Here is a 25,083-nt window from a genome sequence, read left to right as displayed (position 1 = left end):
GGTCACTCCTCGTGCGTGGGTGGGTGCGTGGGCGGGTGTGGAGAGGGATGCGCGGGTGGGTGCGCGGGTGGGTGCGCCGGGGGGCGTTCGCGGAGGGCGATGCCCTCCAGCACCATCGAGAGGTACTGGCGGGCGATCTCCTCCGGGCTGTGCCGGCCGCCCGGCCGGTACCAGGACGCGGCGACCCAGACGGTGTCGCGGACGAAGCGGTGGGCGAGCCGGACGTCGAGGTCGGTGCGGAGGTCGCCGGAGGCGACGCCGGACTCCAGGGTGCGGAGCCAGGCGCGCTCGATCCTCCGCTGGGCTTCGGCGAGGTAGCGGAAGCGCGGCTGGTCGCGCAGTTGCCGGGACTCCTTCTGGTAGATGGCGACGGCGGCGCGGTGCCGGTCGATCTCCCGGAAGGACGCGGTGACCAGCGCCTCCAGGGTCTGCCGGGGGCCGAGACCGGCGGCGAGCACGGCGTCGTACCGGCCGCCCAGGTCGCCGAGGAAGCCGGACAGGATCTCGTCCAGCATCGACTCCTTGGAGTCGAAGTGGTGGTAGAGGCTGCCCGCGAGGAGTCCGGCCGCGTCGGCGATCCGGCGGACGGTCGTGGCGTCGTACCCCTGCGCGGCGAACACCTCGGCGGCCGTGTCCAGGAGTTCGCGGCGCCGCCCGGGCGCCGGTCTCACGGGTGCTGGCTGCTGACCGAGAGCACCTCGCCGGTGAGGTAGGAGGCGTATCCGCTGGCGAGGAAGACGATGACGTTGGCGACCTCCCAGGGCTCGGCGTACCGGCCGAACGCCTCGCGGGAGGTGAGCTCTTCGAGGAGTTCGGGGGTGGTGACCCTGACGAGGTGCGGGTGCATGGCGAGCGACGGGGAGACGGCGTTGACGCGGACGCCGTACGCGGCGGCCTCCAGCGCGGCGCAGCGGGTGAGGGCCATGACGCCGGCCTTGGCGGCGGCGTAGTGGGCCTGGCCCTTCTGGGCGCGCCAGCCGATCACGGAGGCGTTGTTGACGACGGTGCCGCCGCGTCCGGCGGCCTTCATGCGGCGCAGGGCGGCACGGGTGCAGCGGAAGGTGCCGTTGAGGGTGACCTCGAGGACCTTGTCCCACTGGGCGTCGGTCATGTCCACGAGGTCGGCGGTGCCGCCGAGTCCGGCGTTGTTGACGACGACGTCGAGGTGTCCGTGGCGTTCCTCGGCGAGGTCGAAGAGGGCGGCGACCTGGGTCTCGTCGGTGACGTCGCAGGGCAGGGCGGCGACCCGGCCGGCGCCGAACTCGGCGGCGAGCTCCGCCTCGGACTCCTTCAGGCGTCGGGCGTGGGCGTCGGAGAGGAGCACGCGGGCGCCCTCCTCCAGGAGCCGGCGGGCGGTGGCGCCGCCGATGCCGGCGCCGGCGGCGGCGGTGACGACGGCGGACCGGCCGGCGAGGAGTCCGTGGCCGGGGACGTAGGGGGGCGGCGGGGTGCCGGTCACGGGCGGGCCTCCTTGGGCAGGCCGAGGACGCGCTCGGCGATGATGTTCCGCTGGATCTCGTTGGACCCGGCGTAGAGGGTGTCGGCGCGGGAGAAGAGGTAGAGGCGCTGCCAGTCGGTGAGGTCGTACGGCTCCCCGGCGGCGAGCATGCCGCCGGCGCCGCACACGTCCATGGCGAGTTCGCCGAGTTCGCGGTGCCAGGTGGCCCAGAAGATCTTGTTGATGGACGCCTCGGGGCCGGGGGCCCCGGCGGCGACGCCGCTGAGCATCCGGAGGGCGTTGAAGCGGATGGTCTCCAGGCCGGTCCAGGCGCGGGCGATCCGGTCGCGGACGAGGGGGTCGGCGGCAGCGCCGTTGCGGCGGGCCAGGTCGATCACGGCCTCCAGTTCGCGGCGGAAGCCGACCTGCTGGCCGAGGGTGGAGACGCCGCGTTCGAAGCCGAGGGTGGCCATGGCGACCTTCCAGCCGTCGCCGGGGGCGCCGACGAGGTGGCCGGCGTCGGTCCTGGCGCCGTCGAAGAAGACCTCGTTGAACTCGGAGGTGCCGGTGAGCTGGACGATCGGCCGGATCTCGACGCCGGGGGCGTCCAGCGGGACGAGCAGATAGGAGAGGCCGTGGTGGCGGGTGGAGCCGGGCTCGGTGCGGGCGACGACGAAGCACCAGTCGGCCTCGTGGGCGCCTGAGGTCCACACCTTCTGGCCGGTGACCACCCAGGAGTCGCCGTCCTGTTCGGCCCGGGTGCGGACGTTGGCCAGGTCGGAGCCGGCGTCGGGCTCGGAGTAGCCCTGGCACCACAGTTCGTCGACGGCGACGATCCGGGGCAGGAAGCGGGCGCGCTGGGCGGGGGTGCCGAAGGCGATGAGGGTCGGCCCGAGGAGCTGTTCGCCGATGTGGCCGACGCGGGCGGGGGCGTCGGCGAGGGCGTACTCCTCGTGGAAGGCGACCTGTTCCTCCAGGTTCGCGCCGCGTCCGCCGTACTCCTTCGGCCAGCCGACGCAGGTCCATCCGTGGGCGGCCATGTGCCGTTCCCAGGCGAGGCGTTCGGCGTGTGCCTCGTGCTCGCGGCCGGGGCCGCCCCGGCCGCGCAGGGCCGCGAACTCTCCGGTGAGGTGGGTCCGCAGCCAGCCGCGGACCTCCCTGCGGAACTCCTCGACGTTGCTCATGGCCGTACGTTAACCTACCAAACACTTGTTAGGGAAGGAGGGCGGATGTCCGCTGCCCGCACCACGTCCGAGCCCGTCCGCTATGAACGGCGCGGCCCCGTCGCCGTCGTCACCATGGACCGGCCCCAGTACCGCAACGCCCAGAACTCCGCCATGACCTACGCCCTCGACCGCGCCTTCTACCGCGCGGCCGGCGACGACGAGGTGAAGGTGGTCGTCCTCGCCGGCGCCGGCGAGCACTTCTCCGCCGGCCACGACATCGGCACCCCCGAGCGCGACGCCCACCTGCCGTTCGAGCGGAAGGCCGGCCTCTGGTGGGACCACTCCGACAAGGAGGGCGCGGAGAGCCGCTTCGCCCGCGAATCCGAGGTCTACCTCGGCATGTGCCGCCGCTGGCGCGAACTCCCCAAGCCGGTCGTCGCGTCCGTGCAGGGCGCGTGCGTCGCCGGCGGCCTCATGCTCGCCTGGATCTGCGACCTGATCGTCGCCTCCGAGGACGCCTTCTTCGCCGACCCGGTGGTCCGCATGGGCATCCCCGGCGTCGAGTACTTCGCCCACCCCTGGGTGATGCCGCCCCGGATCGCCAAGGAGTTCCTCTACACCGGCGACCGGATGAGCGCCCGCCGCGCCCACGAGGTCGGCATGGTCAACCGGGTCGTGCCCCGCGCCGAACTCGAAGCGCACACCATGGAACTGGCCCACCGGATCGCCGAGATGCCCCGGATGGGACTCGCCCTCACCAAGCGCGCCGTCAACCAGGCCGAGGACCTCCAGGGCCTCCACACCGGCATGGACGCCGTCTTCGGCCTCCACCACCTCGCGCACGCGCACAACGCCGAGACCTCCCGCGACGCCCTCGGCGGCATGGACATCAAGGCCATGAAGGCGGCGGGCTCCTGATGGACCTCGACTTCTCCCCCGCCGACGACGCCTTCCGCGCCGAGGCCCGCGCCTGGCTCGCCGCCCACGTGCCCGCCGCGCCCCTGCCGTCCCTGGAGACCGCCGCGGGCTTCGCCGCCCACCGCGCCTGGGAGGCCGAACTCGCCGCCGACCGCTGGTCGGTGGTCTCCTGGCCCGAGGAGTACGGCGGCCGGGGCTGCTCCGTCGTCCAGTGGCTGGTCTTCGAGGAGGAGTACTACGCCGCGGGCGCCCCCGGCCGGGTCGGCCAGAACGGCATCAACCTCCTCGCCCCCACCCTCTTCGAGCACGGCACCGCCGAGCAGCGCGCCCGCGTCCTGCCGCCCATGGCGTCCGGCGAGGTCGTCTGGGCCCAGGCGTGGTCCGAGCCCGAGGCCGGCTCCGACCTGGCGAGCCTGCGCTCCACCGCCGTCCGCACCGACGGCGGCTGGCTGCTGCGCGGCCAGAAGACCTGGTCGTCCCGGGCCGCCTTCGCCGACCGCGCCTTCGGCCTCTTCCGCAGCGACCCGGCGGCGGACCGGCCGCACCGGGGACTGACGTACCTCATGTTCCCGCTCGACGCCGACGGCGTCACCGTGCGGCCCATCGGCCGGCTCGACGGCCGACCCGCCTTCGCCGAACTCTTCCTCGACGACGTGTTCGTCCCCGACGAGGACGTCATCGGCGCCCCCGGCGACGGCTGGCGGGTCGCCATGAGCACCGCCGGGAACGAGCGCGGCCTGACCCTGCGCAGCCCCGGCCGGTTCTCCGCCGCCGCCGACCGGCTCGCCGCGCTCTGGCGGGAGCGCGCCGACCCCGCCGACACCGCCGTCCGCGACCGCGTCGCCGACGCCGTCATCGGCGCCCGCGCCTACCGCCTGTTCACCTACGCCAACGCCTCCCGGCTCGCCGCCGGCGGCTCGATCGGCGCCGAGTCCAGCCTCAACAAGGTCTTCTGGTCGGAACTCGACATCGCCCTCCACGAGACCGCCCTCGACCTCCTCGGACCGTACGGCGAACTGTCCGACGAGGCCCCGGAGGCACCCGCGCACGGCGGCTGGGCCGACGGCCACACGTTCGCCCTCGCCGGCCCGATCTACGCCGGGACCAACGAGATCCAGCGCGACATCATCGCCGAGCGGCTGCTCGGCCTGCCGAAGGGACGCCGGTGATGCGCTTCCTGCTCGACGCCGAACAGCGGGAGTTCGCCCGCACCCTGGACGCCCTGCTGACGGCCGCCGACACCCCCGGCGCCGTCCGCGCCTGGGCCGCCGGCGACCACGGTCCCGGCCGCGCCGTCTGGTCCCGGCTCGCGGAGGCGGGCGTCTTCGCCCTCGCCGTGCCCGAGGCGTACGACGGCGTGGGGCCGCTGCCGGTGGAACTGGCCGTCGCCTTCACCGAGCTCGGCCGGCACGCCGTCCCCGGCCCGCTGGCCGAGACCGTCGCCGCCGCCGCCCTCCTCGACCGCCTCGGCGACAAGACCGCCTCCGCCGCGTGGCTGCCGCGCGTCGCCGCCGGCGAGGCGACCCTGTCGCTGTGCGTCCCGGACCTCACCGGCCCCTACGCGCTCGACGCCGACAGCGCCGACGCGGTCCTCGTCGCCGACGGCGACACCGTCCGCCTCACCGCCACCGCCGGCCCCGTCCAGCCCTCCGCCGACCCGGCCCGCCGGCTGTCCCGACCCTCCGGCGGCACCGTCCTGGCGCACGGCGCCGAGGCCGCCGCCGCCACCGGGTACGCCGCCGAGGTCGCCGCCCTCGCCACCGCCGCCCAGTGCCTGGGCCTCGGCCGGGCACTGCTCGACCGGACCGTCGCCCACGCCCGGCAGCGCACCCAGTTCGGCGTCCCCATCGGCTCGTTCCAGGCCGTCAAGCACCGGCTCGCCGACACCCTGCTCGCCCTGGAGTTCGCCCAGCCGCTGCTGTACGAGGCCGCCCTGACCCTGGCCGCGCACGGCACCGCGCCCCGGGAGATCGCCGCCGCCAAGGTCACCGCCGGCGAGGCCGCCCACGCCGCCGCCCGCACCGCCCTCCAGCTGCACGGCGCCGTCGGCTACACCGCCGAGCTGGACCTCTCCCTGTGGATCCGCAAGGCGCGCCCGCTCCGCGACGCCTGGGGCTCCCCCGCCTCCTGCCGCGCCCGCGTCCTCGCGCCCGCCCCGTGAACCCTCCCCACCGCACCCCTCCCCACCGCACCCGGGAGCCCCATGTCCCCCGCACCGTCCCCGCACACCCCCGAGAGCGCCCCCGACCCGGCCCTGCTGCGCCGGGTGGCGCTGTCCAGCCTGCTCGGCACCGTCATCGAGTACTACGACTTCCTGCTGTACGGCACGATGGCCGCGCTCGCCTTCGGCCCGCTCTTCTTCCCCGGCGACGACCCCGTCACCGGCACCATCGCCGCCTTCGGCACGCTCGCCGCCGGCTATGTGGCCCGGCCGCTCGGCGGCGCCGTCTTCGGCCACTTCGGCGACCGGCTCGGCCGCAAGTCCATGCTCGTCCTCACCATGGTGCTGATGGGCGCGGCCAGCTTCCTCATCGGCGTGCTGCCGACGTACGACACGATCGGCGTCGCCGCTCCCGTCCTCCTCGTCCTCTTCCGCGTCGTGCAGGGCGTCGCCATCGGCGGCGAGTGGGCGGGCGCCACCCTCATGGTGGTGGAGCACGCCGACCCGCGCCGGCGCGGCCTGTGGAGCGGCGTCATGCAGATGGGCTCCCCGCTCGGCTTCCTGCTCTCCACCGTCGCCGTCGCCCTGGTCTCCGCGCTCCCCCGCGACGCCTTCCTGGAATGGGGCTGGCGGCTGCCGTTCCTGTTCAGCGCGGTGCTCCTGGCCGTCGGCCTGTACGTGCGCCTCTCCGTGACGGAGAGTCCTCTCTTCCGGCAGGCGGCCGGACGGGACACGGCCGCGAGGCCCGCCGGCATGCCGCTGGCCGGGGTGCTGCGCCGGCCCCGGACCCTGCTCCTCGCCTGCGGGGTCGGCATCGGCCCGTTCGCCCTGACCGCCCTCGTCAGCACCTACATGCTCACCTACGCCACCGGCATCGGCTACACCACCGCGCAGGTGATGACCGGTCTGGTCTTCACCTCGCTCGCCGGGCTCGCCGCCATCCCGCTGTTCTCCGCGCTCTCGGACCGGGTGGGGCGCCGGGCCGTCGTCCTCGGCGGCGCCACCGGGATCGTCGTGCTGGCCTTCCCGGTCTACGCGCTGGTCGACACCCGGACGCCGGCGCTGCTGGTCACGGGCATGGTCCTCGGGCAGCTCGTGCAGTCCGCGATGTACGCGCCGCTCGGACCGCTGCTCGCGGAGCTGTTCGGCACCCGGGTCCGCTACACCGGCGCCTCGCTCGGCTACCAGCTGGCCGCCCTGGCCGGCGGCGGCTTCACCCCGCTCGTCGCCGGCGCGCTGCTCGCGGACCGCGCCGGCAGCGCCCCGCTCGCGGTCCTCGCCGTCGTCTGCGGCCTGGTCACCGCCGCCGCGATCGGGCGCACCGCCGAGACCCGGGGCCGGGACCTGTCCGCCGAGGACGCCCCGGCGCCGGGGAGCACCCCCACCGCGCCCGCCCACGAGAAGGGAGCAGAGGCATGAGGCTGACCGTGGAGCAGGAGGAACTGGGCGCGGAGGTACGCCGGTTGCTGCGGCGGCATCCGGGCGAGGCGGCCTGGCGGCCGCTGGCCGAGCAGATCGGCGTGGCGGGGCTCGCCGTGCCGGAGGAGTACGGCGGCGCGGGCTGCGGGGCCGTCGAGGTCCATGTGGTGATGGAGGAGCTGGGGCGGGAGCTGAGCCCGGTCCCGTACCTCGGCTCCGCCGTGCTCGCGGTGCAGGCGCTGCTGGCCGCCGGTGACGCCGGGCAGTGCGCCGCGCTGCTGCCGGGCCTGGTCTCGGGCGGCGCGACGGCGGCCCTGGCCTGGGCCGAGGCAGGCTCGTGGGACCCGGACGCGGTCCGGACCGAGGCCGTGCCCGGACCGGGGGGCGGCTCGCGGCTCACCGGGGTGAAGCAGCACGTGCTGGACGGGGCCCGGGCGGGGACGCTGCTGGTGGCCGCCCGGACGCCCGCCGGGGTCTCGCTCTTCGCGGTGCCCGGCGACGCGCCGGGCGTCCGCGTCGAGGAGCCGGTGCCGATGGACACGACCCGGGCGCAGGCCCGGATCGTGCTGGACGGGGCGGAGGGCCGGCCGGTCGGCGCGGACGGCGACGGCGGGCGGGTGCTGCGGCACGTCCTCGACCTGGCCTGCGCGGCGCTCGCGGCGGAGCAGGTGGGCGGCGCCGCGCGCTGCCTGGAGCGGACGGTGGCGTACGCCGGGGAGCGGGTGCAGTTCGGGCGCCCGATCGGCTCGTTCCAGGCGGTGAAGCACCGGCTGGCGGACGCGTACGTGCGGGTGGAGTCGGCCCGTTCCGCCGCGCTGGGCGCCGCCTTCGCCGCCGCCGAAGGGGTGCGCGGGCCGGAGCTGACGCGGCTCGCGGCCACCGCCAGGTCGGTCTGCTCCGAGGCGTTCTCGGAGGTGGCCGGGGAGATGATCCAGCTGCACGGCGGGATCGGCGTCACCTGGGAGCACGACGCCCACCGCTACTTCAAGCGGGCGCACGGCTCCGGGCGGCTCTTCGGCCCGCCGCACTGGCACCGCGCACGGCTGGCCGCCGTCCTCGGCCTGCCCGGTCCGGTCCCGGTCAGCCGTTGATGGAGAAGAAGACGGTGTCGTGGGTGTACCAGTCGTACCCGCGCGCTTTGGTGGACTCCCACTCCTCGTGCTCGAACTCCAGCTTCTCGGTGAGGAGGTCGAGGTCGTACACGAAGTCCGGGTCGATCTTGTCGCGGACCGCCCGGTAGGCGTCGACGGCCGGCTTCGCCCTGTCGAGCGGCAGCATCCCTATGTCGGGGCCGTCGATCGCGTACGGGATCGGGAAGGGGATCTCGTCCGGCGGGCCGGAGAAGAGGTAGCCGTGCGGCAGCAGCCCGGCCGGCACGCCGTGCTGCCGCAACTGGTCGTCGAGCAGGCCGAAGAAGGTGCTGGGCTTGGAGTAGACGCCCAGGTCGGCGGGGTCGGATCCGCAGAAGTCGATGATGTGCTGGAGCGCCCGGGCGTACGCCTTCCCGGCGTACGTGCCCTTCGCGTCGGCGCGGCCCTCGATGAGGTGTTCCAGCGCTTCGGGAACGGTCAGGTCCCAGTCGAGTTCCTGGCGGTCGAGGTCGCGCTGGCTGGCCTCGGCCCGCTCGCGCATCATGGCGAGCACGCGCCGCTGGTCGTCGGTGAGGCGGTCGGCGGCGCCCAGGTACGCGACGACCTCGGCACGGTCGCCGGTGGTGTACGAGATGATTCGGCTCATGATCGACATGGTGGCACGCGGCACTGACAACGCCCCCTCGGTCGGAGCCGAGGGGGCGTCGTCGTGCGGCGTGGTGACGCGGGGTCAGCCGGCGAGCAGCTGCAGCGTGTCGATGACGCGGTTGGAGAAGCCCCACTCGTTGTCGTACCAGGCGACGACCTTGACGTGGCGGCCGTCGACGCGGGTGAGGGCGGCGTCGAAGATGGAGGAGTGCGGGTTGCCGGTGATGTCGGAGGAGACCAGCTCGTCCTCCGAGTACTCCAGGACGCCGGCGAGCTTGCCCGCCGCGGCCTCGCGGTAGGCGTCGAGGATCTGCTCGCGGGTGACCTCGCGGGAGACCGTGGTGTTCAGCTCGACGATGGAGCCGACCGGCACGGGGACGCGGATGGAGTCGCCGGAGAGCTTGCCGTCCAGCTGCGGCAGGACGAGGCCGATGGCCTTCGCGGCGCCGGTGCTGGTGGGCACGATGTTGACGGCGGCGTTGCGGGCGCGGCGGGCGTCGCGGTGCGGGCCGTCCTGGAGGTTCTGCTCCTGGGTGTAGGCGTGCACGGTCGTCATGAAGCCGTGCTCGATGCCGGCCAGCTCGTCGAGGACGGCGGCCAGCGGGGCGAGCGCGTTGGTGGTGCAGGAGGCGTTGGAGACGATCGTGTGCAGCTCGGCGTCGTACGTGTCGCTGTTCACGCCGTAGGCGAGGGTGACGTCGGCGCCGTCGGAGGGGGCGCTGACGAGGACCTTCTTCGCGCCGGCGTCGAGGTGGAGGCGGGCGTCCTTGGCGCTGGTGAAGCGGCCGGTGGCCTCCAGGACGATGTCGACGCCCAGCTCGGCCCAGGGGAGGTTGGCCGGCTCGCGCTCGGCGAGGACCTTGATGCGGCGGCCGTCGACGACGAGGGTGTCGCCGTCGACGGAGACCGGGCGGCCGAGGCGGCCGGAGGTGGAGTCGAAGGCGAGGAGACGGGCGAGCGCCTTGGGCTCGGTGAGGTCGTTGACGGCGACGACCTCCAGCGTGGTGTCGCGCTCCAGGAGGGCGCGGAGCACGTTGCGGCCGATGCGACCGAAACCGTTGATGGCGATGCGAGTCATGATGCGGGGTCCCTTCCGTTTCTTCGGGACCCAGCCTCGCGCGCCGCGCCTCCGCGCGGCAGGGGCGAGATCGCCATGGTCCGCAAGGATCGTGCCAAGATCTGGCGATCGCGCCGGGGAGGGGGCCGGGAGGGGCGCCCGGGAGGGGCCGTCAGTCGCCCTGGGTGAAGGTGCGCCGGTAGTCGCTGGGGGTGGTGCCGAGGATCCGCTGGAAGTGCATCCGCAGGTTGGCGCCGGTGCCGAGGCCGGTCTCGGCGGCGATCTGCTCGACGCCGAGTTCGGAGCGTTCGAGGAGTTCGCGGGCGCGGTCGACGCGGGCGCGGAGCAGCCACTGCATGGGGGTGTAGCCGGTCTCCTCGACGAAGCGGCGGGAGAAGGTGCGCGCGGAGACGGCGGCGTGCCGGGCGAGGACGTCGAGGGTGAGGGGTTCGTCGAGGTGGTGGAGGACCCATTCGCGGGTGGCGGCGAAGCGTTCACCGTGCGGTTCGGGGACACTGCGGGGGACGTACTGGGCCTGGCCGCCGCTGCGGTAGGGGGCGGCGACGAGCCGGCGGGCGGCGTGGTTGGCGGCACCGACGCCGAGGTCGCCGCGGAGGATGTGGAGGCAGAGGTCGAGGCCGGAGGCGGCGCCGGCGGAGGTGAGGACGCTGCCCTCGTCGACGAAGAGGACGTTCTCGTCGACGTGGACGAGGGGCCACTTCTCGGCGAGGGCGCGGGCGTAGTGCCAGTGGGTGGTGGCGCGCCGGCCGTCGAGGAGGCCGGTGGCGGCGAGCGCGAAGGCGCCGGTGGAGATGGCGGCGAGCCGGGCCCCGCGCGCGTGCGCGGCGATGAGGGCCTCGACGACGGCACGGGGCGGGTCCTCGCGGTCGGGGAAGCGGTAGCCGGGGACGAAGACGATGTCGGCCCAGCCGAGGGCGTCGAGGCCGTGGGCGACGTCGTAGGAGAGCCCGTCGCCGCCGGCGACCAGGCCCGGGGTGGCGCCGCAGACGCGGACTTCGTAGGGCATGCTCGCGCGGGTCGTGAACACCTGGGCGGGGATGCCGACGTCCAGGGGCTTGGCGCCTTCGAGGACGAGGACGGCGACGCGGTACAGACGGGTGGGTGGCACGCCACGAGCCTACGCGGCGCCCCCACCGGGTCGCCCGTCCGTTCGGTACGGCTCCGGGGGCGGCGGCCACAGGGCGTACGACCCCGGGAGCGGCGGCGCGGGAAGCCGCCGCCCCGGCGCGCGTCCGCCCGTCAGACCGTGCGGGCGCAGGACGGGCAGCGGCCCCGGTAGGTGACGTCGACCTTGGAGACGGTGAAGCCGTAGCGCTCGGAGTCGGGCAGGGCGGCCAGCGGGTCGCCGGCGGGGCGGACGTCGCGGATGGTGCCGCACTCGGTGCAGACCAGGTGCTGGTGCGGGTGGCGGGCGTTGGGGTCGTACCGCTTGGCGCGGCCGTCGGTGGAGAGCTCCACGACCTCGCCGAGGGAGACGAGTTCGCCGAGCGTGTTGTAGACGGTCGCCCGGGCGATCTCGGGAAGTCGCTCCACGGCGCGCGCGTGCACCTCGTCGGCGGTGAGGTGCACGTGCTCGCCGGCGAGGACCTCGGCGACGACTCGCCGCTGCGACGTCATGCGCCAGCCGCGGGCCCGCAGCCGCTCCAGCAGGTCACTCATGGGGGGCCTACCTGTTCCTTCTCGGCGAGGCGCGGCGCGCGCGGGGGCGTCCCGCCCGGGCCGGGCACCTCACTTTGACGTCGTTCTTGACTTGGACTTCGTCCATTGTAGGATCTGTTTCGTTGATGGCCAAGGGACAGGAAGCGCCCGGCACGGCGGAAGACGGGGACGTGGCGTACCACCGGGAGAACCCCGGACGGTACCGCTGCGCCGGGTCTGGCGTGTCCGCGGTCTTCCCGCGCGTGTCCGGAAGGAATACCCATGTCTGAGAAGCTCGATGCACCCGGCGGCGGCACGAACGCCGAGGCCACGGGCGGCTGCCCCGTCGCCCACGGACGCGCCGCGCACCCCACCCAGGGCGGCGGCAACCGCCAGTGGTGGCCGAACCGGCTGAACCTGCGGATCCTGGCCAAGAACCCCGCCGTGGGCAACCCGCTCGGCGAGGACTTCGACTACGCCGAGGCGTTCAAGGCGCTCGACCTCGCCGCCGTGAAGCGGGACATCGCCGAGGTGCTCACCACCTCGCAGGACTGGTGGCCGGCCGACTTCGGCCACTACGGCCCCTTCATGATCCGCATGGCCTGGCACAGCGCGGGCACGTACCGCATCAGCGACGGCCGCGGCGGCGCCGGCGCCGGCCAGCAGCGCTTCGCCCCGCTCAACAGCTGGCCGGACAACGGCAACCTGGACAAGGCCCGCCGCCTGCTGTGGCCCGTGAAGAAGAAGTACGGCCAGAGCATCTCCTGGGCCGACCTCATGATCCTCACCGGCAACGTCGCCCTGGAGACCATGGGCTTCAAGACCTTCGGCTTCGCCGGCGGCCGCGCCGACGTGTGGGAGGCCGACGAGGACGTCTACTGGGGCCCCGAGACCACCTGGCTCGGCGACGAGCGCTACACCGGCGACCGCGAGCTGGAGGAGCCCCTGGGCGCCGTCCAGATGGGCCTCATCTACGTCAACCCCGAGGGCCCCAACGGCAACCCGGACCCGGTCGCCGCGGCCCGCGACATCCGCGAGACCTTCCGCCGGATGGCGATGAACGACGAGGAGACCGTCGCCCTCATCGCCGGCGGCCACACCTTCGGCAAGGCGCACGGCGCCGGCCCCGCCGACAACGTGGGCGCGGACCCGGAGGCGGCCCCGATCGAGGCCCAGGGCCTCGGCTGGGCGAACAGCTACCGCTCCGGCAAGGGCGCCGACGCCATCACCAGCGGCCTGGAGGTCACCTGGACCACCACGCCCGCGCGGTGGGGCCACGACTTCTTCAAGCACCTCTTCGAGTACGAGTACGAGCTGACGAAGAGCCCCGCGGGCGCCCACCAGTGGGTCGCCAAGGACGCCGAGGCGATCATCCCGGACGCGTACGACCCGGAGAAGAAGCACCGCCCGACCATGCTCACCACCGACCTGTCGCTCCGCTTCGACCCGGTCTACGAGCAGATCTCGCGCCGCTTCTACGAGAACCCCGAGCAGTTCGAGGACGCCTTCGCCCGCGCCTGGTACAAGCTCACCCACCGCGACATGGGCCCGGTCGTCCGCTACCTCGGCCCCGAGGTCCCGGCGGAGGAGCTGGTCTGGCAGGACCCGCTGCCGGCCCGTACGTACGAGCTGGTCGACGCGGCGGACATCGCCTCCCTCAAGGAGCAGATCCTCGCCTCCGACCTGACCGTCGCCCAGCTGGTCGGCGCCGCCTGGGCCGCCGCCTCCTCCTTCCGCGGCAGCGACAAGCGCGGTGGCGCCAACGGCGGCCGGATCCGCCTGGAGCCGCAGCGCGGCTGGCAGGTCAACAACCCGGACGACCTCGCCCAGGTGCTGCGCGTCCTGGAGGGCGTCCAGGAGTCCTTCAACGCCGGCCGGACCGACGGCAAGCAGGTCTCCCTCGCCGACCTCGTGGTCCTCGCGGGCTCCGCGGCCGTCGAGAAGGCCGCCAAGGACGCCGGCCGCGACGTCGAGGTGCCCTTCACCCCGGGCCGCGTCGACGCCTCCCAGGAGCAGACGGACATCGAGTCCTTCTCCGCCCTGGAGCCCCAGGCCGACGGCTTCCGCAACTACCTCGGCAAGGGCGTCCGCCTCCCCGCCGAGTACCTGCTGATCGACCGCGCCAACCTGCTCACGGTCAGCGCCCCCGAGCTCACCGTCCTCGTCGGCGGCCTGCGCGCCCTCGGCATCACGGCGCCGCAGACCTCCCTCGGCGTGCTCACCGAGACCCCCGGCAAGCTGACGAACGACTTCTTCGTCAACCTGCTCGACCTCGGCACCACCTGGTCCCCCGTCTCCGGCGACGCGAACGTCTTCGAGGGCCGCGACGACGCGACCGGCGAGGTCAAGTGGACCGGCACCCGCGCCGACCTGGTCTTCGGCTCGAACTCGGAGCTCCGCGCCCTCGCCGAGGTCTACGCGAGCGACGACGCCCGGGACAAGTTCGTCACGGACTTCGTCGCGGCCTGGACCAAGGTCATGGAGCTGGACCGCTTCGACCTCCGCTGATCCCCCGCACCACCCCGCTCGACGACAGCGCCCCCGCGACCTTCCGGTCGCGGGGGCGCTGTCGTCGTCGCTCGTTCGGGGAGGTCGGTGCGGTCAGTGCGGGTCGAGCAGACCGAGGAGGTGGGCGACGGCGTCGGCGACGGCGGCGCGGGCCGGAGTGAGGTAGCGGCGCGGGTCGACCTCGGCGGGGTGGGCGGCGAGGTGGTCGCGCACGGCGCCGGTGAACGCCTTGTTCAGGTGGGTGGAGACGTTCACCTTGGTCATGCCCGCGGCGACCGCCCGGGCGAGCAGCGCGTCCGGGACGCCCGAGGAGCCGTGCAGCACCAGCGGGACGTCGACGGCGGCCCGCAGCCGGGCGATCAGGCCGAGGTCCAGGACCGCGTCGCGGGTGACCATCTGGTGGACGCTCCCGACGGCGACGGCGAGGGCGTCGACGCCGGTCGCGGCGACGAACGCGCGCGCCTCCTCGGGGTCGGTCCGGACGCCGGGGTCGTGGGCGCCGCCCTTGCCGCCGATCTCGCCGAGTTCGGCCTCGACGTGCACCCCGTGCCGGTGGCAGTGCTCGACGACCTCGCGAGTCGCGGCCACGTTCTCGTCGTACGGCAGCCTGGCGGCGTCGAACATGACGGATCCCAGGCCGAGTTCCACGGCCTCGCGCACGAGGTCCGGGTTCTCGGCGTGGTCGAGGTGCACGGCGACCGGCGTCTTGGCGGCGCGGGCCAGGGCCAGCGAGGCGAGCGCGACGGGTTCGAGGGCCCCGTGGTAGCGGACGGTGTTCTCGCTGATCTGGAGGACGACGGGCCGGCCGGCCCGCTCGGCACCGGCCACGATGGCCTGCGCGTGCTCCAGCTGGAGGACGTTGAAGGCGCCCACACCGGCACCGGCGGCGCGGGCCCGCCGGACGATCTCGTGGGTCTGGGTCAGGGGCATGGTCCTGCTCCGGGACGCGAAGGGATACGGAGGGATGCGGAGGGATGCGGACGGATACGAAGGGGAGGGCGTTCACTCGCTACGGCTCCGCGGAGTAGGGCCCGCGGGCGTCAGGCCGCCCCGGCGTCGGCGAGGACCACCGAGCGGGTGAGGTTCCGCGGGCGGTCCGGGTCCAGGCCGCGCGCCTCGGCGACCGCGACGGCGAGCCGCTGGGCCACGACGAGTTCGGCGAGCGGATCGAGACCGCCGTCGACGAGGGTGCCGCCGACCGCCCGGATCTCCTCGGCGAGGCCGCCGGGCAGGGGGCCGAAGGTCCAGGCGACCCGGCCGGGCCCGGTGATGCTGATCGGCCCGTGGCGGTACTCCATCGCCGGGTACGCCTCCGTCCACGCGCCGGCCGCCTCCCGCATCTTGAGCCCGGCCTCCTGGGCGAGGCCGTAGGTCCAGCCGCTGCCGAGGAACGTGACCTGCTCGGCGTCGCGCACGGAGTCCTCCAGCGGCCGGGCGAGGGCGAGTTCGGCGTCGTCGGCGGCGCGGGCGACGGAGCCGACGCCGGCCGGGAGCGCATCCTCGGCCTCCAGGTGGGCGCGGAGGAGCGCGAGGGCCGTGGTGGCGAAGCGGGTCTGGACGACCGACTCCTCGTCGGCGAAGTCGAGGACGGCGAGGGCGTCGGCGCCGTCCCGCACCGGGGTGGCCGGGTCGGCGGTGATCGCGCCGGTGGGGACGGTGCCCTTCAGCCGGTCGAGGACGGCCAGGACCTCGCTGGTGGTGCCGGAACGGGTGAGCGCGACGACCCGGTCGTACCGCCGCCCGTGGGGGAAGCGGGAGGCGGCGAACGCGTCCGTCTCCCCGTGCCCGCCGGCCTCGCGCAGGTCCGCGTACGCCTGCGCCATGAACCACGAGGTGCCGCAGCCGATCACGGCGACCCGCTCCCCGCGCCGGGGCAGCGCGGCGGCGTGCGCGGGCAGGGTGCGGAGCGCTTCCCGCCAGAGGGCGGGCTGGGTGGCGATCTCGGCGGCGGTACGGGACGGGGCCATGCGCACTCCTTGCACGGAAGGACTGACATCAATGCGTGAAGCTGCTCGTAACAAGCATCATTCAAGCAGATACAGTCACCCGTCGACCAGAGTCCACCGGGGGCCTGGATCAGCGGCCGGCGACGGACGCGCGGTGGATCGTGGCGTCGAGGAGGGCGAGCGCGTCCGCCGCGGTGCGGCCGGGGGCACGGTTCCAGGGGCCGATGAGGCCGTGCCAGCCGCGGGACCGCAGCTCGGTCATGATCCAGGCACCGGCCTCGTTCATGGTGGCGGCGCTGCCGTGGCCGAGCCGGTGGGCGGCGAGCAGCGCGCCGCAGACGCACCGCGCGCCGCGCGCGTCCCGGAGCTTGTACGGGGTGTTCTGCCAGCCCCACTCCTCCAGGACCCGGCGCGCGTACGCCAGGTGCACGGAGGGCCGGACGTCCGGGCGGCCGATGCGGCGCCAGACGTGCAGCCGGTCCGGGAGCGCGGCGCCGATCCGGCCGGGCAGCGGGCGTTCGGCGGGCGGCGGCGCCGGCAGCGCGTCGAGCGCGTCGGCGACGAGCCGGTCCACGGGGACGGACAGCAGGCTCCGCCACGCCTCGGAGGCCGGGCCGGGCGCGGGGGCGGGCGCGGGGGCGGGCGCGAGCAGCCGCTCCCAGGCGGCGCTCTCGTAGAGCCGGGCCGCCTCGCGGTCGAGGGTGTCCGGATCCATCAAAGCGGGAGAAAGCGGGGCAGTTGAGGACATCCCCCCATGATTGGCGATGCGTGTCCGGTTTGCCGTGTATGCACCGCGCATGCCACCCCAACACGTGGGCATTACGGAGCACATTCCAACGAACAGAACCAGGCGGCCTATTCGGACATTACGCACCCCGTGACGCGACTCACTTTCCCTCCGCCGCCACCGCCCCCGCCCCCGTCAGAATCCGCGCCGCACAAGGGAATCCGGAATCACCGCGAGAACGGTCGATCTTGAATTCCGGCACATCGATCTTTGCCCTTCCTTTTCCCGTGTCCGCGCGTCTTGTTCCGCGCCGCATTTCTCGCCTACGGTCACCTCCATTCGGGCGGACCGCCGAATCCTGCCACCGCCCGGACGACCTCCCATTGCACCCGACGGCAGGAGCGGGGGACCCACCACACCGCCGGTCCGGACCACCGGAACGGCTCGGGGTGAAGCCGCGTGCGCGCGGCCGGACACCTCCCCGTCCGAACCCGACAGCTCACCTCGCAGGCGCCGGAGAGGAAACCGTCATGCCCGCTCACGGCAAGCACCGCCGCCCCCGACGCCGCCCCGTCTCCCGAGGTCTCGCCTTCGCGGGCACCGGCGGAGTCGCCCTCGCCCTGCCCCTCGTCGTCCCGGCCACCGCCGGCGCCGAGCCCGTCGCGCGGACCGCCGCACCGGCCGCCGCCGTCGCGGCCCCGGCCGCCGCTCCCGCCACCCCGGCACAGGCCCCCGCCACCGTTCCGGCCGCGCCGGCCGCCGCGCCCCGCGCGTACACCGTGGTGCAGGGCGACTCGCTTTCCCTGATCGCCCACCGAAAGGGAATTCAGGGCGGCTGGAAGGCGCTTTACCAGGCGAACCGGACCGCCGTCGGTGACAATCCGTCACTCATTCATCCGGGCCTGGAACTGACGATTCGTCGGGATTCCGCCGGGGCCGTCCCCGCCCCGCGGAAGACCGTCCGGAAGGACACCGCGAAGCCCGCCGCCGGCGGTTCCGCCGAACGGGCGAGCCGCTCCGCCGCCCGCCCCGCGGCCCCCGCCGCGCAGACCCGCGCGACGGTCGCACAGGCCGCGCCGCAGGCCGCTCCCGCCGCCACCCGGTACGCCGACAACCTGGACGGCTGGATCCGCGAGTCGCTCGACGTCATGGCCCGCTACGGCATCCCCGGCACGTACGACGGCATCCTCCGCAACGTCATGCGCGAGTCCTCCGGCAATCCCCGCGCCATCAACCTCTGGGACTCGAACGCCGCCAAGGGCACCCCCTCCAAGGGCCTGCTCCAGGTCATCGACCCGACGTTCGCGGCCTACCACGTGCCGGGCACCTCGCTCGACCCGTACGACCCCGTCGCGAACATCACTGCCGCCTGCAACTACGCGGCCGACCGGTACGGCTCCATCGACAACGTCAACGGCGCCTACTGACCGGCCCCGCCGGTCACCGCCGCGAAGCGGCCGGTGAACCAGGCGGTGGCCAGTTCCGCGACCCGTTCCAGGGCGCCGGGCTCCTCGAAGAGGTGGCCGGCGCCCGGCACGACCTCCAGCCGGCTCTCGCAGCGCAGCAGCGCCTCGGCCCGCCGGTTGAGGTCCAGGACCAGGTCGTCGTCGCCGCCGACGATCAGCAGCGTCGGCGCCCGCACCGCGGCCAGCCGCTCCCCCGCGAGGTCGGGCCGGCCGCCCCGGGACACCACGGCGGCCACGTCGTCGTCCGGCGCCGCCGCGGCCCACAGCGCGGCGGCGGCGCCCGTACTCGCCCCGAAGTACCCCCGCGGCAGCGCCGCGGTCTCCGGCCGCCGCGCCGCCCAGGCGGACACCCGGGCCAGCCGCCCGGCGAGCAGCGGGGTGTCGAACACCTGCGCCCGGTCGGCCGCCTCGGCCTCCGTGAGCAGGTCGAACAGGAGCGTCCCGAGCCCGGCCCCGTTCAGGGCGCCGGCCACCGCCCGGTTCCTGGGGCTGTCCCGGCCGCTGCCGCTGCCGTGCGCGAAGAGGACCAGACCGGCCGCCCCGTCGGGCAGCGCGAGGTCGCCCGGCAGCTCGACGCCGTCGACCCCGATCCGTACGGAGGTGTTCCGGACCACCGGGGCGCGCCCCGCCCGGCTCCGGTCGAGCAGGGCCACCACCTCGGCGTCCGGCGTCTGGTCGAAGTCCCGGTAGAACTGGCCGACGGCCGCGAACTCCGCCGGGGTGTGGACGGCGACCGTCTCGTCGGCCTCCCCACCGAGCCGCGCCGCCCAGTCGTCCGGCGCCACCGGCACGGCGAGCACGATCCGCGCGGCTCCCCCGGCCCGTACCGTCCGGCAGGCGGCCAGCGCGGTCGCCCCGGTGGCGAGGCCGTCGTCGACGACCACCACCGTCCGCCCCTCCAGCGGCACCGGCCGCCGGCTGCCCCGGTACGTCCGGGTCCGGTCGGCCAGCACCTGCCGCTCCCGCACCTCGGCGTCCGCCAGGTCCCCCTCGCTGACGCCCGCGAGCCGCACGACCTCCTCGTTGACGACCCGGACCCCGCCCTCGCCGATCGCCCCCATGGCGACCTCCGGCCGGCCCGGCACGCCCAGCTTGCGGACCAGGCAGATGTCGAGCGGCGCGTCCAGCGCGTCCGCCACCTCGGCCGCCACCGGAACGCCGCCGCGCGGCAGTCCGACGACGACCACGTCGCGGCCCCTGAGGTGGTCGAGCCGGGCGGCGAGCCGCCGCCCCGCGTCCTCCCGGTCGGCGAAGTACATGACGGCCGCCTTCCCGATCTCGCGTCCCCCCTCGTGGTCGCGTCCCCCTCGGCGGGGCCGGCGGGCCCCTCCCTCCAGGGTCGCACCCGTCGCGTCAGCCGGCCGGGTTCCGGACGACGGCGACCGGGCACTGGGCGTGGTGGAGCAGCGCCTGGCTCACCGACCCCAGCAGCAGGCCCGCGAAGCCGCCGCGCCCGCGCGCCCCCATGACGACCAGCTGGGCGCCCTCGCTCTCCTCCAGCAGCACCTCGCGCGGGCTGCCCCGCAGCAGCCGCGGCTCGGCCTTCGCGCCGGGGTGCCGTGCGGCGGCCCGCGCCAGCGCGGCGTCGAGGACGCGGCCCGCCTCCGCGTGCACCTCCTCGGCGCTCTGGAACAGCGGGGTGAGGTCGGCGGGGCCGGTGCTCGGCGCCCAGGCGTGGACGGCGACGAGCTCCGCGCCGCGCGCCCTCGCCTCCGTGAAGGCGAAGTCGACGGCCGCGTCGGAGTCCGGGGAGCCGTCGACCGCGAGGAGCACCGGCCCGTCCGGCTCGTCCCGGCCGCGCACGACCAGGACGGGGCAGGCGGCGTGCGCGGCGAGGTGGACGGCGACGGAGCCCAGCACCAGCGCGCCGAAGGCCCCGGTGCCGCGGCTGCCGACGACCACCAGCTCCGCCCCCGCCGAGCGGGTGGCGAGGACCACGAGCGGTTCGCCGGAGATCAGCTCGCCGGAGACCTCCGTGCCGGGGGCGACGGCCCGGGCCCGGGCGACCGCCGTGTCCAGGACGATCTCCGCCTGCCGCCGCAGCCCGCTCTCGGTCGGGCCGTACAGCGACGGCTCCAGGCCGACGCGGAACAGCGGCCAGACGAACGCGTGCGCGACGACCAGCCGCACCCCGCGCTGTCCCGCCTCCCGCGCCGCCGCCTCCACCGCCCGGAGCGCCGACGGCGATCCGTCCGTGCCGACGAGGACGAACGGTCCGCCGTCCGTCTCCGCCGCCGTCATCCGTTCCTCGCTGCGCCCCATCGCCGTGCTTCCTTCCGGTGGTGCTCCGCCGCTCGCGGGTGGCCTCGTGACCGAGTACACCCGTCGACTGCCCGCCGGGCCGGGCGCCACGCGGGCCGGAGGTCCCGCGCGGCCCCGCGGAAGGTCCCTTCCGGGTCCGCCGTTCCGGGGGGGCGTCAGGCGGCGAGGAACGCCTCGATGGCGCGGGCGAGGTCCTTCGGCGTCTCCTCCGGCGGGTAGTGCCCGGCCTCCGCCAGGACCTCCAGACGGGCGTTGGGGTACCAGCGCAGCCAGGTGGCCTCCATCGCCTCCGCGCCCAGTGCCGGGTCGTGGGCGCCGACGACAAGCAGGACGGGCGCCGGGTTGTCGCGGACCCGCTCGTGGAAGTCGGCGCCGGACCAGGAGTCCAGGTAGGCGCGGAAGGCGGTCGCGGAGGACCGGGTCACCGAGCGGTCGACGACCGCGTCGAGCCACGGGCCGTCGTGCCGGCCGCCGGTGGTGTGGTCGATGATCGCCCGGCGCAGCGCCGGGTCGTCGGCGGCGCCGGCGAACAGCCGCCGGCTCTCCTCGTCGAGGGGGAAGCCGGCGGCGGAGACCGGCGCGATGCCGACGAGCGAGCGGACCCGGCCGGGCGCGTCGAGGAGCATCAGCTGGGCGGCCTTGCCGCCCATGGAGTGCCCGATGACGGAGAAGGAGTCCCAGCCGAGGTCGTCGGCGACGGCGAGGGCGTCCGCGGCGACCTCCTCCATGGTGAAGGCGCCGTCGGCGTCGCGGGCCTCGCCGTAGCCGCGGCAGTCGAGGAAGGCGTAGCTGCCCGCCGCCGGGTCGAGGTGGGCGCGCAGCGCGTCGAAGCTGCTGCGGTCGCCGAACCAGTTGTGGAGGACGAGGGCCCTCCCGGGCCCGTCGCCGTGGACGTCGTACGGAAGGACCCGGCCGGTCATGGTGCCCCCTGCGCGCGAGGTGGTGGGGTGGGTGCCGCCGCGCCGAGGCGGCGGCGGACGACGACCGAGTGTGACGGTCCGCACGCGCCGGGTCAACAGCGGCGGGGCGGGTCGTCGGGGCCGGGGGCCGTACGCCGGGATGCGGCCGTTTCCGCGGCGGGCGCATGCTGGCTGTGTGACCCCGCACGAGCCGCCCCCCGGTGCGCCGCCGCAGGCCCTGGTCCAGGCGCTGGCGGAGGCGGCGACGGACGCCGTGGAGGAGGTCGGCGGCTACGCGGGCGGGGTGTACCTGAGGTCGGGTACGGAGGGGCTGCTGCGGCTCGCGGTGCTGGCGGGCCTGCCGGGCGAGCTGTTCCGGCCCTGGTCGCGGATGCACACCAACCGCCCGTTCCCGGTGGCCGAGGTGCACCGGTCCGGGCAGCCGGTGCACCTGGCGGACGTCGAGGAGTCGATGCGGCGGTTCCCGCAGCTGGTGGCGAGCCTGCCGTTCCCGTTCGCGTCGCTGTACGCGCCGGTGGCGGCCGGCGGGGAGCGGTTCGGGGTGCTGGTGGTGCTGCGGCCCCCGACGCCCGGCGTGCCGGTGGGCGCGCGGGACCGCGAGCGGCTGACCGGTGCGGCGCTGCGGCTGGGCGAGGTCCTGGCGGGGCTCGCGGCGGCCGGGACCGCGGTGCGGTGGCCGGGCGAACCGCTCTGTGTGCAGCTGCCGTCGGGTGCGGTGCCGCCGGTGCGGTTCGGGTCCTTCGACTGGGACCTGGCGGCGGGGACGGTGACGATGGACGACGGGCTGCGGGCGATCCTCGGCGTGCCGGACGCGTCCCCGGTGCCGGTCGAGGCGCTGACCTCGCGGCTGGAGCCGGAGGACGGCTACGCGCTGTGGGCGGCGGCCCGCCGGACGGGCGCCGCGGACGGCGGCGGTGCGGTGCGCCGGCTGCGGCTGAAAGGGCCGGACGGGGGGCTGCACCTGCTGGAGGTGTCGGCGCGTTCCCGGTTCACCGGGGCGGACGGGCACGGGCACCTGGCGGGCGCCCTGGTGGACCTGGGCACCGGGCTGGTCGGCTCGGACGCGACGGACCGGCTGCCGCGGGCGATCCTGGCGGTCGACCGGCTCGGCCGGGTCACCTATGTGAACGAGCGCACCGAGCGGCTGCTGGGGCGTCCGCGCGGGGCGCTGGCGGGGCGTCCGCTGTGGGAGGCGCTGCCGTGGTTCGCCCTCCCGTTCCACGAGGAGCAGTTGCGGGCCGCGCTGCTGTCGACGGAGCCGGTGCGGTTCCTGGCCCGCCCGGAGGACGGCCGGTGGCTGTCGGTGTCGCTGTACCCGGGCCGGGACGGCGTGACGATGGTGCTCGTACCGGAGGAGGCGCCGGAAGCGGAAGGGGCCGCGGCGCCGGCGCCGTCCGGTGACGGGCTGGGGTCCGAGGGGACGCGGGCGGCGTCGCTGTACCGGCCGGTGGCGCTGGCGATCGCGCTGACCGAGGCGGTGACGGCGCGCCAGGTGTCGGCGGTGGTGACGGAGGAGCTGCTGCCGGCGTTCGGCGGGCGGCAGCTGGCGATCTACCTGCTGAGCGACCGGCGGCTGTACCTGGCGTGGGAGACGGGGTTCCCGCCGGGGTTCCTGGACCGGTTCGACGGGGTGGCGCTGGACGCCCGGCTGCCGGGGGTGGACGCGCTGACCGGTGGCCGGGCGTTGTTCTTCGAGTCGGTGGAGGCGCTGCGGCGGGCGTACCCGGGGCTGCCGGTGGACGCGGAGCGGGGCGCGCGGGCGTTCCTGCCGCTGATCGCCTCGGGCCGGCCGGTGGGCACCTGCATCCTGGGCTTCGACCGGCCGCGGGACTTCGGCCCGGAGGAGCGGGCGGTGCTCACGGCACTGGCGGGGCTGATCGCGCAGGCGCTGGAGCGGGCGCGCCGGTACGACTCCGAGGCGGCGGTCGCGCGCGGGCTCCAGGACGCGCTGCTGCCGCACCGGCTGCCGGTGCGGCAGGGCGTCGAGACGGTGGGCCGGTATCTGCCGGGGACGCAGGGCATGGACGTGGGCGGCGACTGGTACGACGTGGTGGAGACGGCGCGGGGCGAGCTGGCGCTGGTCATCGGGGACGTGCAGGGGCACGGCGTCGCGGCGGCGGCGACGATGGGTCAGCTGCGGAGCGCGGTGCGGGCGTTCGCGCTGAGCGGTCTGCCGCCGCGGGAGGTGGTGCGGGGCACCAACCGGCTGCTCATCGATCTGGACCCGGGGCAGTTCGCGAGCTGCTGTTACGTGGTCCTGGACGCGCGGACGGGGGAGGCGCGGGCGGTGCGGGCCGGGCATCCGCAGCCGCTGCTGCGGCATCCGGACGGGTCAGCGGAGCTGCTGGACATCGCGGGCGGGGTGGTGCTGGGGGTGGACGCGCGGGCGTCGTATCCGGTGACGCGGCTGCGGCTGGCGGAGGGGGCGGTGCTGGCGCTGTTCACGGACGGGCTGGTGGAGCGGCCGGGCGCGGACATCGACGAGGGGGTGGAGCGGCTGCGGCGGACGCTGGGGGCGACGGGGTCGCTGCCGCTGGCGGAGGCAGCGGACCGGCTGATGCACGAGGCGGTGCGGGCGTCGGACCGGCCGGACGACATCGCCCTGCTGCTCGCGGCGCGCTGGCCGCAGAGGGGCGGGTAGGGGGTGCCCGGCGGTCACCCGGTCGGCTCAGCGGCGCTGGTCGGCGGGGGCGGGCCCGGTGAGGCTGGAGGGGGTCCGTGCCGTTCGGGCCGGACTGGACGGGGTGGCCGGGTGCCGGCCGCCCGAGGCGAGGAGGTCCCGTGCAGAAGGACAAGCAGCCCGACTACCGGCCGGTGGTGTTCCGGGACCGTTCGGCGGGGTACGCGTTTCTGACCCGGTCGACGGCGACGAGCGAACAGACCATCGAGTGGGACGACGGCGAGACGTATCCGGTGGTCGACGTCGAGATCTCGTCGGAGAGCCATCCGTTCTACACGGGCAAGGCGCGGACCGTGGACACGGAGGGGCGGATCGCGAAGTTCGAGCGGCGGTACGGCGAGGGCGGCTGAGGCTCCCGCTTTTCGCGGCGGGGCCGGGGCGGCGGACGGTGTCCGGCGGACACCGCGTGGCCGCCCCGGTCCGGGGGTCCTAGACGGTGCCCGACTTGCTGATGGTGACCTTGGCCTGGGTCTTGCCGGAGGGGGAGCCCAGGGACTCGATCTTCTTGACGAGGTCCTGGCCCTCGACGACCTCGCCGAAGACGACGTGCTTGCCGTCCAGCCAGTCGGTGACGATCGTGGTGATGAAGAACTGGGAACCGTTGGTGTTCCGGCCCGCGTTCGCCATCGACAGCAGGTACGGGCGGTCGTGCTTGAGCTGGAAGTTCTCGTCCTCGAACTTCGCGCCGTAGATGCTCTTGCCACCGGTGCCGTTGCCGGCGGTGAAGTCGCCGCCCTGGAGCATGAAGGCGGGGATGACACGGTGGAACGAGGAGCCCTCGTAGCCGAAGCCGTGCTCGCCGGTGGCGAGCTCGCGGAAGTTCCGCGCCGTCTTCGGGACGACGTCGTCGAACAGCTTGAAGACGATCCGGCCGGCCGGCTCGTCGTTGATGGTGATGTCGAAGAAAACGTTGTTGCTCATGGGGACATCCTGTCATTACCCGCGCACCGCGCGCGCACGGGCCGCCTCCCGGCGGGTCACGACACGCCGGTGCCCCGCGCCGGCGGGGCGCGGGGC

23 protein-coding genes and 1 riboswitch are annotated in these 25,083 nt (G+C 75.0%); of the genes, 9 read left to right on the top strand and 14 right to left on the bottom strand.

Annotated features, from left to right (window positions below; genetic code table 11):
- Positions 1-2 precede the first annotated feature (2 nt).
- The 3 genes from ACFVQZ_RS12900 to ACFVQZ_RS12890 are packed head-to-tail and all read right to left on the bottom strand — an operon-like array spanning position 3 to position 2,622.
- Positions 3-671 carry a TetR/AcrR family transcriptional regulator gene (locus tag ACFVQZ_RS12900; protein ID WP_321192540.1) on the bottom strand — a complete coding sequence of 223 codons (669 nt, stop codon included), beginning with the start codon at positions 669-671 and terminating at the stop codon, positions 3-5.
- The gene (locus tag ACFVQZ_RS12895; protein ID WP_383621552.1) at positions 668-1,459 is read right to left on the bottom strand and encodes an SDR family oxidoreductase; all 792 of its coding nucleotides are present in this window, start codon (positions 1,457-1,459) and stop codon (positions 668-670) included. Before ACFVQZ_RS12895 ends, ACFVQZ_RS12900 begins: the two co-directional genes overlap by 4 nt.
- Entirely contained in the window at positions 1,456-2,622 is a 1,167-nt protein-coding gene (locus tag ACFVQZ_RS12890) for an acyl-CoA dehydrogenase family protein (RefSeq protein WP_383621550.1), read from the bottom strand. The genes ACFVQZ_RS12895 and ACFVQZ_RS12890 overlap by 4 nt, the downstream gene beginning before the upstream one ends.
- A gap of 45 nt (positions 2,623-2,667) precedes the next feature.
- On the opposite strand from ACFVQZ_RS12890, the gene ACFVQZ_RS12885 reads away from it, so the two are divergent.
- From ACFVQZ_RS12885 to ACFVQZ_RS12865, 5 genes are read left to right on the top strand one after another with little or no spacing between them, the layout of a single operon-like run.
- Positions 2,668-3,522: an enoyl-CoA hydratase gene (locus ACFVQZ_RS12885; protein ID WP_030493366.1), complete on the top strand. Its 855-nt coding sequence runs from the start codon at positions 2,668-2,670 to the stop codon at positions 3,520-3,522.
- The gene (locus tag ACFVQZ_RS12880) at positions 3,522-4,691 is read left to right on the top strand and encodes an acyl-CoA dehydrogenase family protein (protein ID WP_383621547.1); all 1,170 of its coding nucleotides are present in this window, start codon (positions 3,522-3,524) and stop codon (positions 4,689-4,691) included. The genes ACFVQZ_RS12885 and ACFVQZ_RS12880 overlap by 1 nt, the downstream gene beginning before the upstream one ends.
- Positions 4,691-5,683, top strand: coding sequence for an acyl-CoA dehydrogenase family protein (locus ACFVQZ_RS12875; RefSeq protein WP_383621545.1), 993 nt, complete (start codon positions 4,691-4,693; stop codon positions 5,681-5,683). The genes ACFVQZ_RS12880 and ACFVQZ_RS12875 overlap by 1 nt, the downstream gene beginning before the upstream one ends.
- A gap of 42 nt (positions 5,684-5,725) precedes the next feature.
- The gene (locus ACFVQZ_RS12870; protein WP_383621543.1) at positions 5,726-7,102 is read left to right on the top strand and encodes an MFS transporter; all 1,377 of its coding nucleotides are present in this window, start codon (positions 5,726-5,728) and stop codon (positions 7,100-7,102) included.
- Entirely contained in the window at positions 7,099-8,193 is a 1,095-nt protein-coding gene (locus ACFVQZ_RS12865; RefSeq protein ID WP_383621541.1) for an acyl-CoA dehydrogenase family protein, read from the top strand. The genes ACFVQZ_RS12870 and ACFVQZ_RS12865 overlap by 4 nt, the downstream gene beginning before the upstream one ends.
- Here the strand turns inward: ACFVQZ_RS12865 and ACFVQZ_RS12860 are convergent.
- The 4 genes from ACFVQZ_RS12860 to ACFVQZ_RS12845 all read right to left on the bottom strand — a co-directional run bounded on the left by ACFVQZ_RS12860 (position 8,183) and on the right by ACFVQZ_RS12845 (position 11,578).
- Complete coding sequence (locus tag ACFVQZ_RS12860) at positions 8,183-8,839, bottom strand: hypothetical protein (protein ID WP_383621539.1); 657 nt, start codon at positions 8,837-8,839, stop codon at positions 8,183-8,185. The genes ACFVQZ_RS12865 and ACFVQZ_RS12860 overlap by 11 nt on opposite strands.
- 84 nt (positions 8,840-8,923) lie before the next feature.
- Positions 8,924-9,919, bottom strand: a complete 996-nt coding sequence (gene gap, locus ACFVQZ_RS12855; protein ID WP_030493360.1) for a type I glyceraldehyde-3-phosphate dehydrogenase — start codon at positions 9,917-9,919, stop codon at positions 8,924-8,926.
- Between the two features lie 151 nt (positions 9,920-10,070).
- Positions 10,071-11,027: a helix-turn-helix domain-containing protein gene (locus ACFVQZ_RS12850; RefSeq protein WP_030493359.1), complete on the bottom strand. Its 957-nt coding sequence runs from the start codon at positions 11,025-11,027 to the stop codon at positions 10,071-10,073.
- A 131-nt stretch (positions 11,028-11,158) separates the two neighbouring features.
- Positions 11,159-11,578, bottom strand: a complete 420-nt coding sequence (locus ACFVQZ_RS12845; RefSeq protein ID WP_030493358.1) for a Fur family transcriptional regulator — start codon at positions 11,576-11,578, stop codon at positions 11,159-11,161.
- A gap of 261 nt (positions 11,579-11,839) precedes the next feature.
- Here ACFVQZ_RS12845 and katG point away from each other — a divergent pair, with 261 nt between their 5' ends.
- A complete protein-coding gene (gene katG, locus ACFVQZ_RS12840; RefSeq protein ID WP_383621536.1) occupies positions 11,840-14,065 on the top strand; it encodes a catalase/peroxidase HPI in 2,226 nt (741 codons plus the stop codon).
- 93 nt (positions 14,066-14,158) lie between these two features.
- Here katG and ACFVQZ_RS12835 read toward each other — a convergent pair whose 3' ends face one another.
- The 3 genes from ACFVQZ_RS12835 to ACFVQZ_RS12825 all read right to left on the bottom strand — a co-directional run bounded on the left by ACFVQZ_RS12835 (position 14,159) and on the right by ACFVQZ_RS12825 (position 16,726).
- Positions 14,159-14,995, bottom strand: a complete 837-nt coding sequence (locus ACFVQZ_RS12835) for a class II fructose-bisphosphate aldolase (protein WP_030493356.1) — start codon at positions 14,993-14,995, stop codon at positions 14,159-14,161.
- Between the two features lie 110 nt (positions 14,996-15,105).
- Positions 15,106-16,032 (bottom strand): sugar isomerase, encoded by a 927-nt coding sequence (locus ACFVQZ_RS12830; protein WP_030493355.1) that lies wholly within the window; start codon positions 16,030-16,032, stop codon positions 15,106-15,108.
- A gap of 109 nt (positions 16,033-16,141) precedes the next feature.
- Positions 16,142-16,726 carry a hypothetical protein gene (locus tag ACFVQZ_RS12825; RefSeq protein WP_383621534.1) on the bottom strand — a complete coding sequence of 195 codons (585 nt, stop codon included), beginning with the start codon at positions 16,724-16,726 and terminating at the stop codon, positions 16,142-16,144.
- Positions 16,727-17,077: 351 nt separating this feature from the next.
- Positions 17,078-17,264: riboswitch (cyclic di-AMP (ydaO/yuaA leader) on the top strand.
- A 4-nt stretch (positions 17,265-17,268) separates the two neighbouring features.
- On the opposite strand from ACFVQZ_RS12825, the gene ACFVQZ_RS12820 reads away from it, so the two are divergent.
- The gene (locus tag ACFVQZ_RS12820; protein ID WP_030493353.1) at positions 17,269-18,165 is read left to right on the top strand and encodes a LysM peptidoglycan-binding domain-containing protein; all 897 of its coding nucleotides are present in this window, start codon (positions 17,269-17,271) and stop codon (positions 18,163-18,165) included.
- Here the strand turns inward: ACFVQZ_RS12820 and ACFVQZ_RS12815 are convergent.
- The 3 genes from ACFVQZ_RS12815 to ACFVQZ_RS12805 form a co-directional block, all read right to left on the bottom strand.
- Positions 18,159-19,463, bottom strand: a complete 1,305-nt coding sequence (locus tag ACFVQZ_RS12815; RefSeq protein WP_383621532.1) for a phosphoribosyltransferase family protein — start codon at positions 19,461-19,463, stop codon at positions 18,159-18,161. The genes ACFVQZ_RS12820 and ACFVQZ_RS12815 overlap by 7 nt on opposite strands.
- A 94-nt stretch (positions 19,464-19,557) precedes the next feature.
- Positions 19,558-20,466 (bottom strand): universal stress protein, encoded by a 909-nt coding sequence (locus ACFVQZ_RS12810; protein ID WP_383621531.1) that lies wholly within the window; start codon positions 20,464-20,466, stop codon positions 19,558-19,560.
- A 155-nt stretch (positions 20,467-20,621) separates the two neighbouring features.
- Entirely contained in the window at positions 20,622-21,386 is a 765-nt protein-coding gene (locus ACFVQZ_RS12805; RefSeq protein WP_030493350.1) for an alpha/beta fold hydrolase, read from the bottom strand.
- 139 nt (positions 21,387-21,525) lie between these two features.
- On the opposite strand from ACFVQZ_RS12805, the gene ACFVQZ_RS12800 reads away from it, so the two are divergent.
- Positions 21,526-24,027 (top strand): SpoIIE family protein phosphatase, encoded by a 2,502-nt coding sequence (locus ACFVQZ_RS12800; RefSeq protein WP_383621529.1) that lies wholly within the window; start codon positions 21,526-21,528, stop codon positions 24,025-24,027.
- Between the two features lie 140 nt (positions 24,028-24,167).
- Positions 24,168-24,416, top strand: coding sequence for a type B 50S ribosomal protein L31 (locus ACFVQZ_RS12795; protein WP_030493348.1), 249 nt, complete (start codon positions 24,168-24,170; stop codon positions 24,414-24,416).
- A 79-nt stretch (positions 24,417-24,495) separates the two neighbouring features.
- Here ACFVQZ_RS12795 and ACFVQZ_RS12790 read toward each other — a convergent pair whose 3' ends face one another.
- Positions 24,496-24,987, bottom strand: a complete 492-nt coding sequence (locus tag ACFVQZ_RS12790) for a peptidylprolyl isomerase (protein ID WP_383621526.1) — start codon at positions 24,985-24,987, stop codon at positions 24,496-24,498.
- Positions 24,988-25,083 lie beyond the last annotated feature (96 nt).

It is taken from the genome of Streptomyces sp. NPDC057854 (assembly GCF_042797055.1).
Lineage (GTDB): Bacteria > Actinomycetota > Actinomycetes > Streptomycetales > Streptomycetaceae > Streptomyces.
Note: the sequence above shows the minus strand (reverse complement) of the source record. Positions and strands in the feature narration are given on the sequence as shown.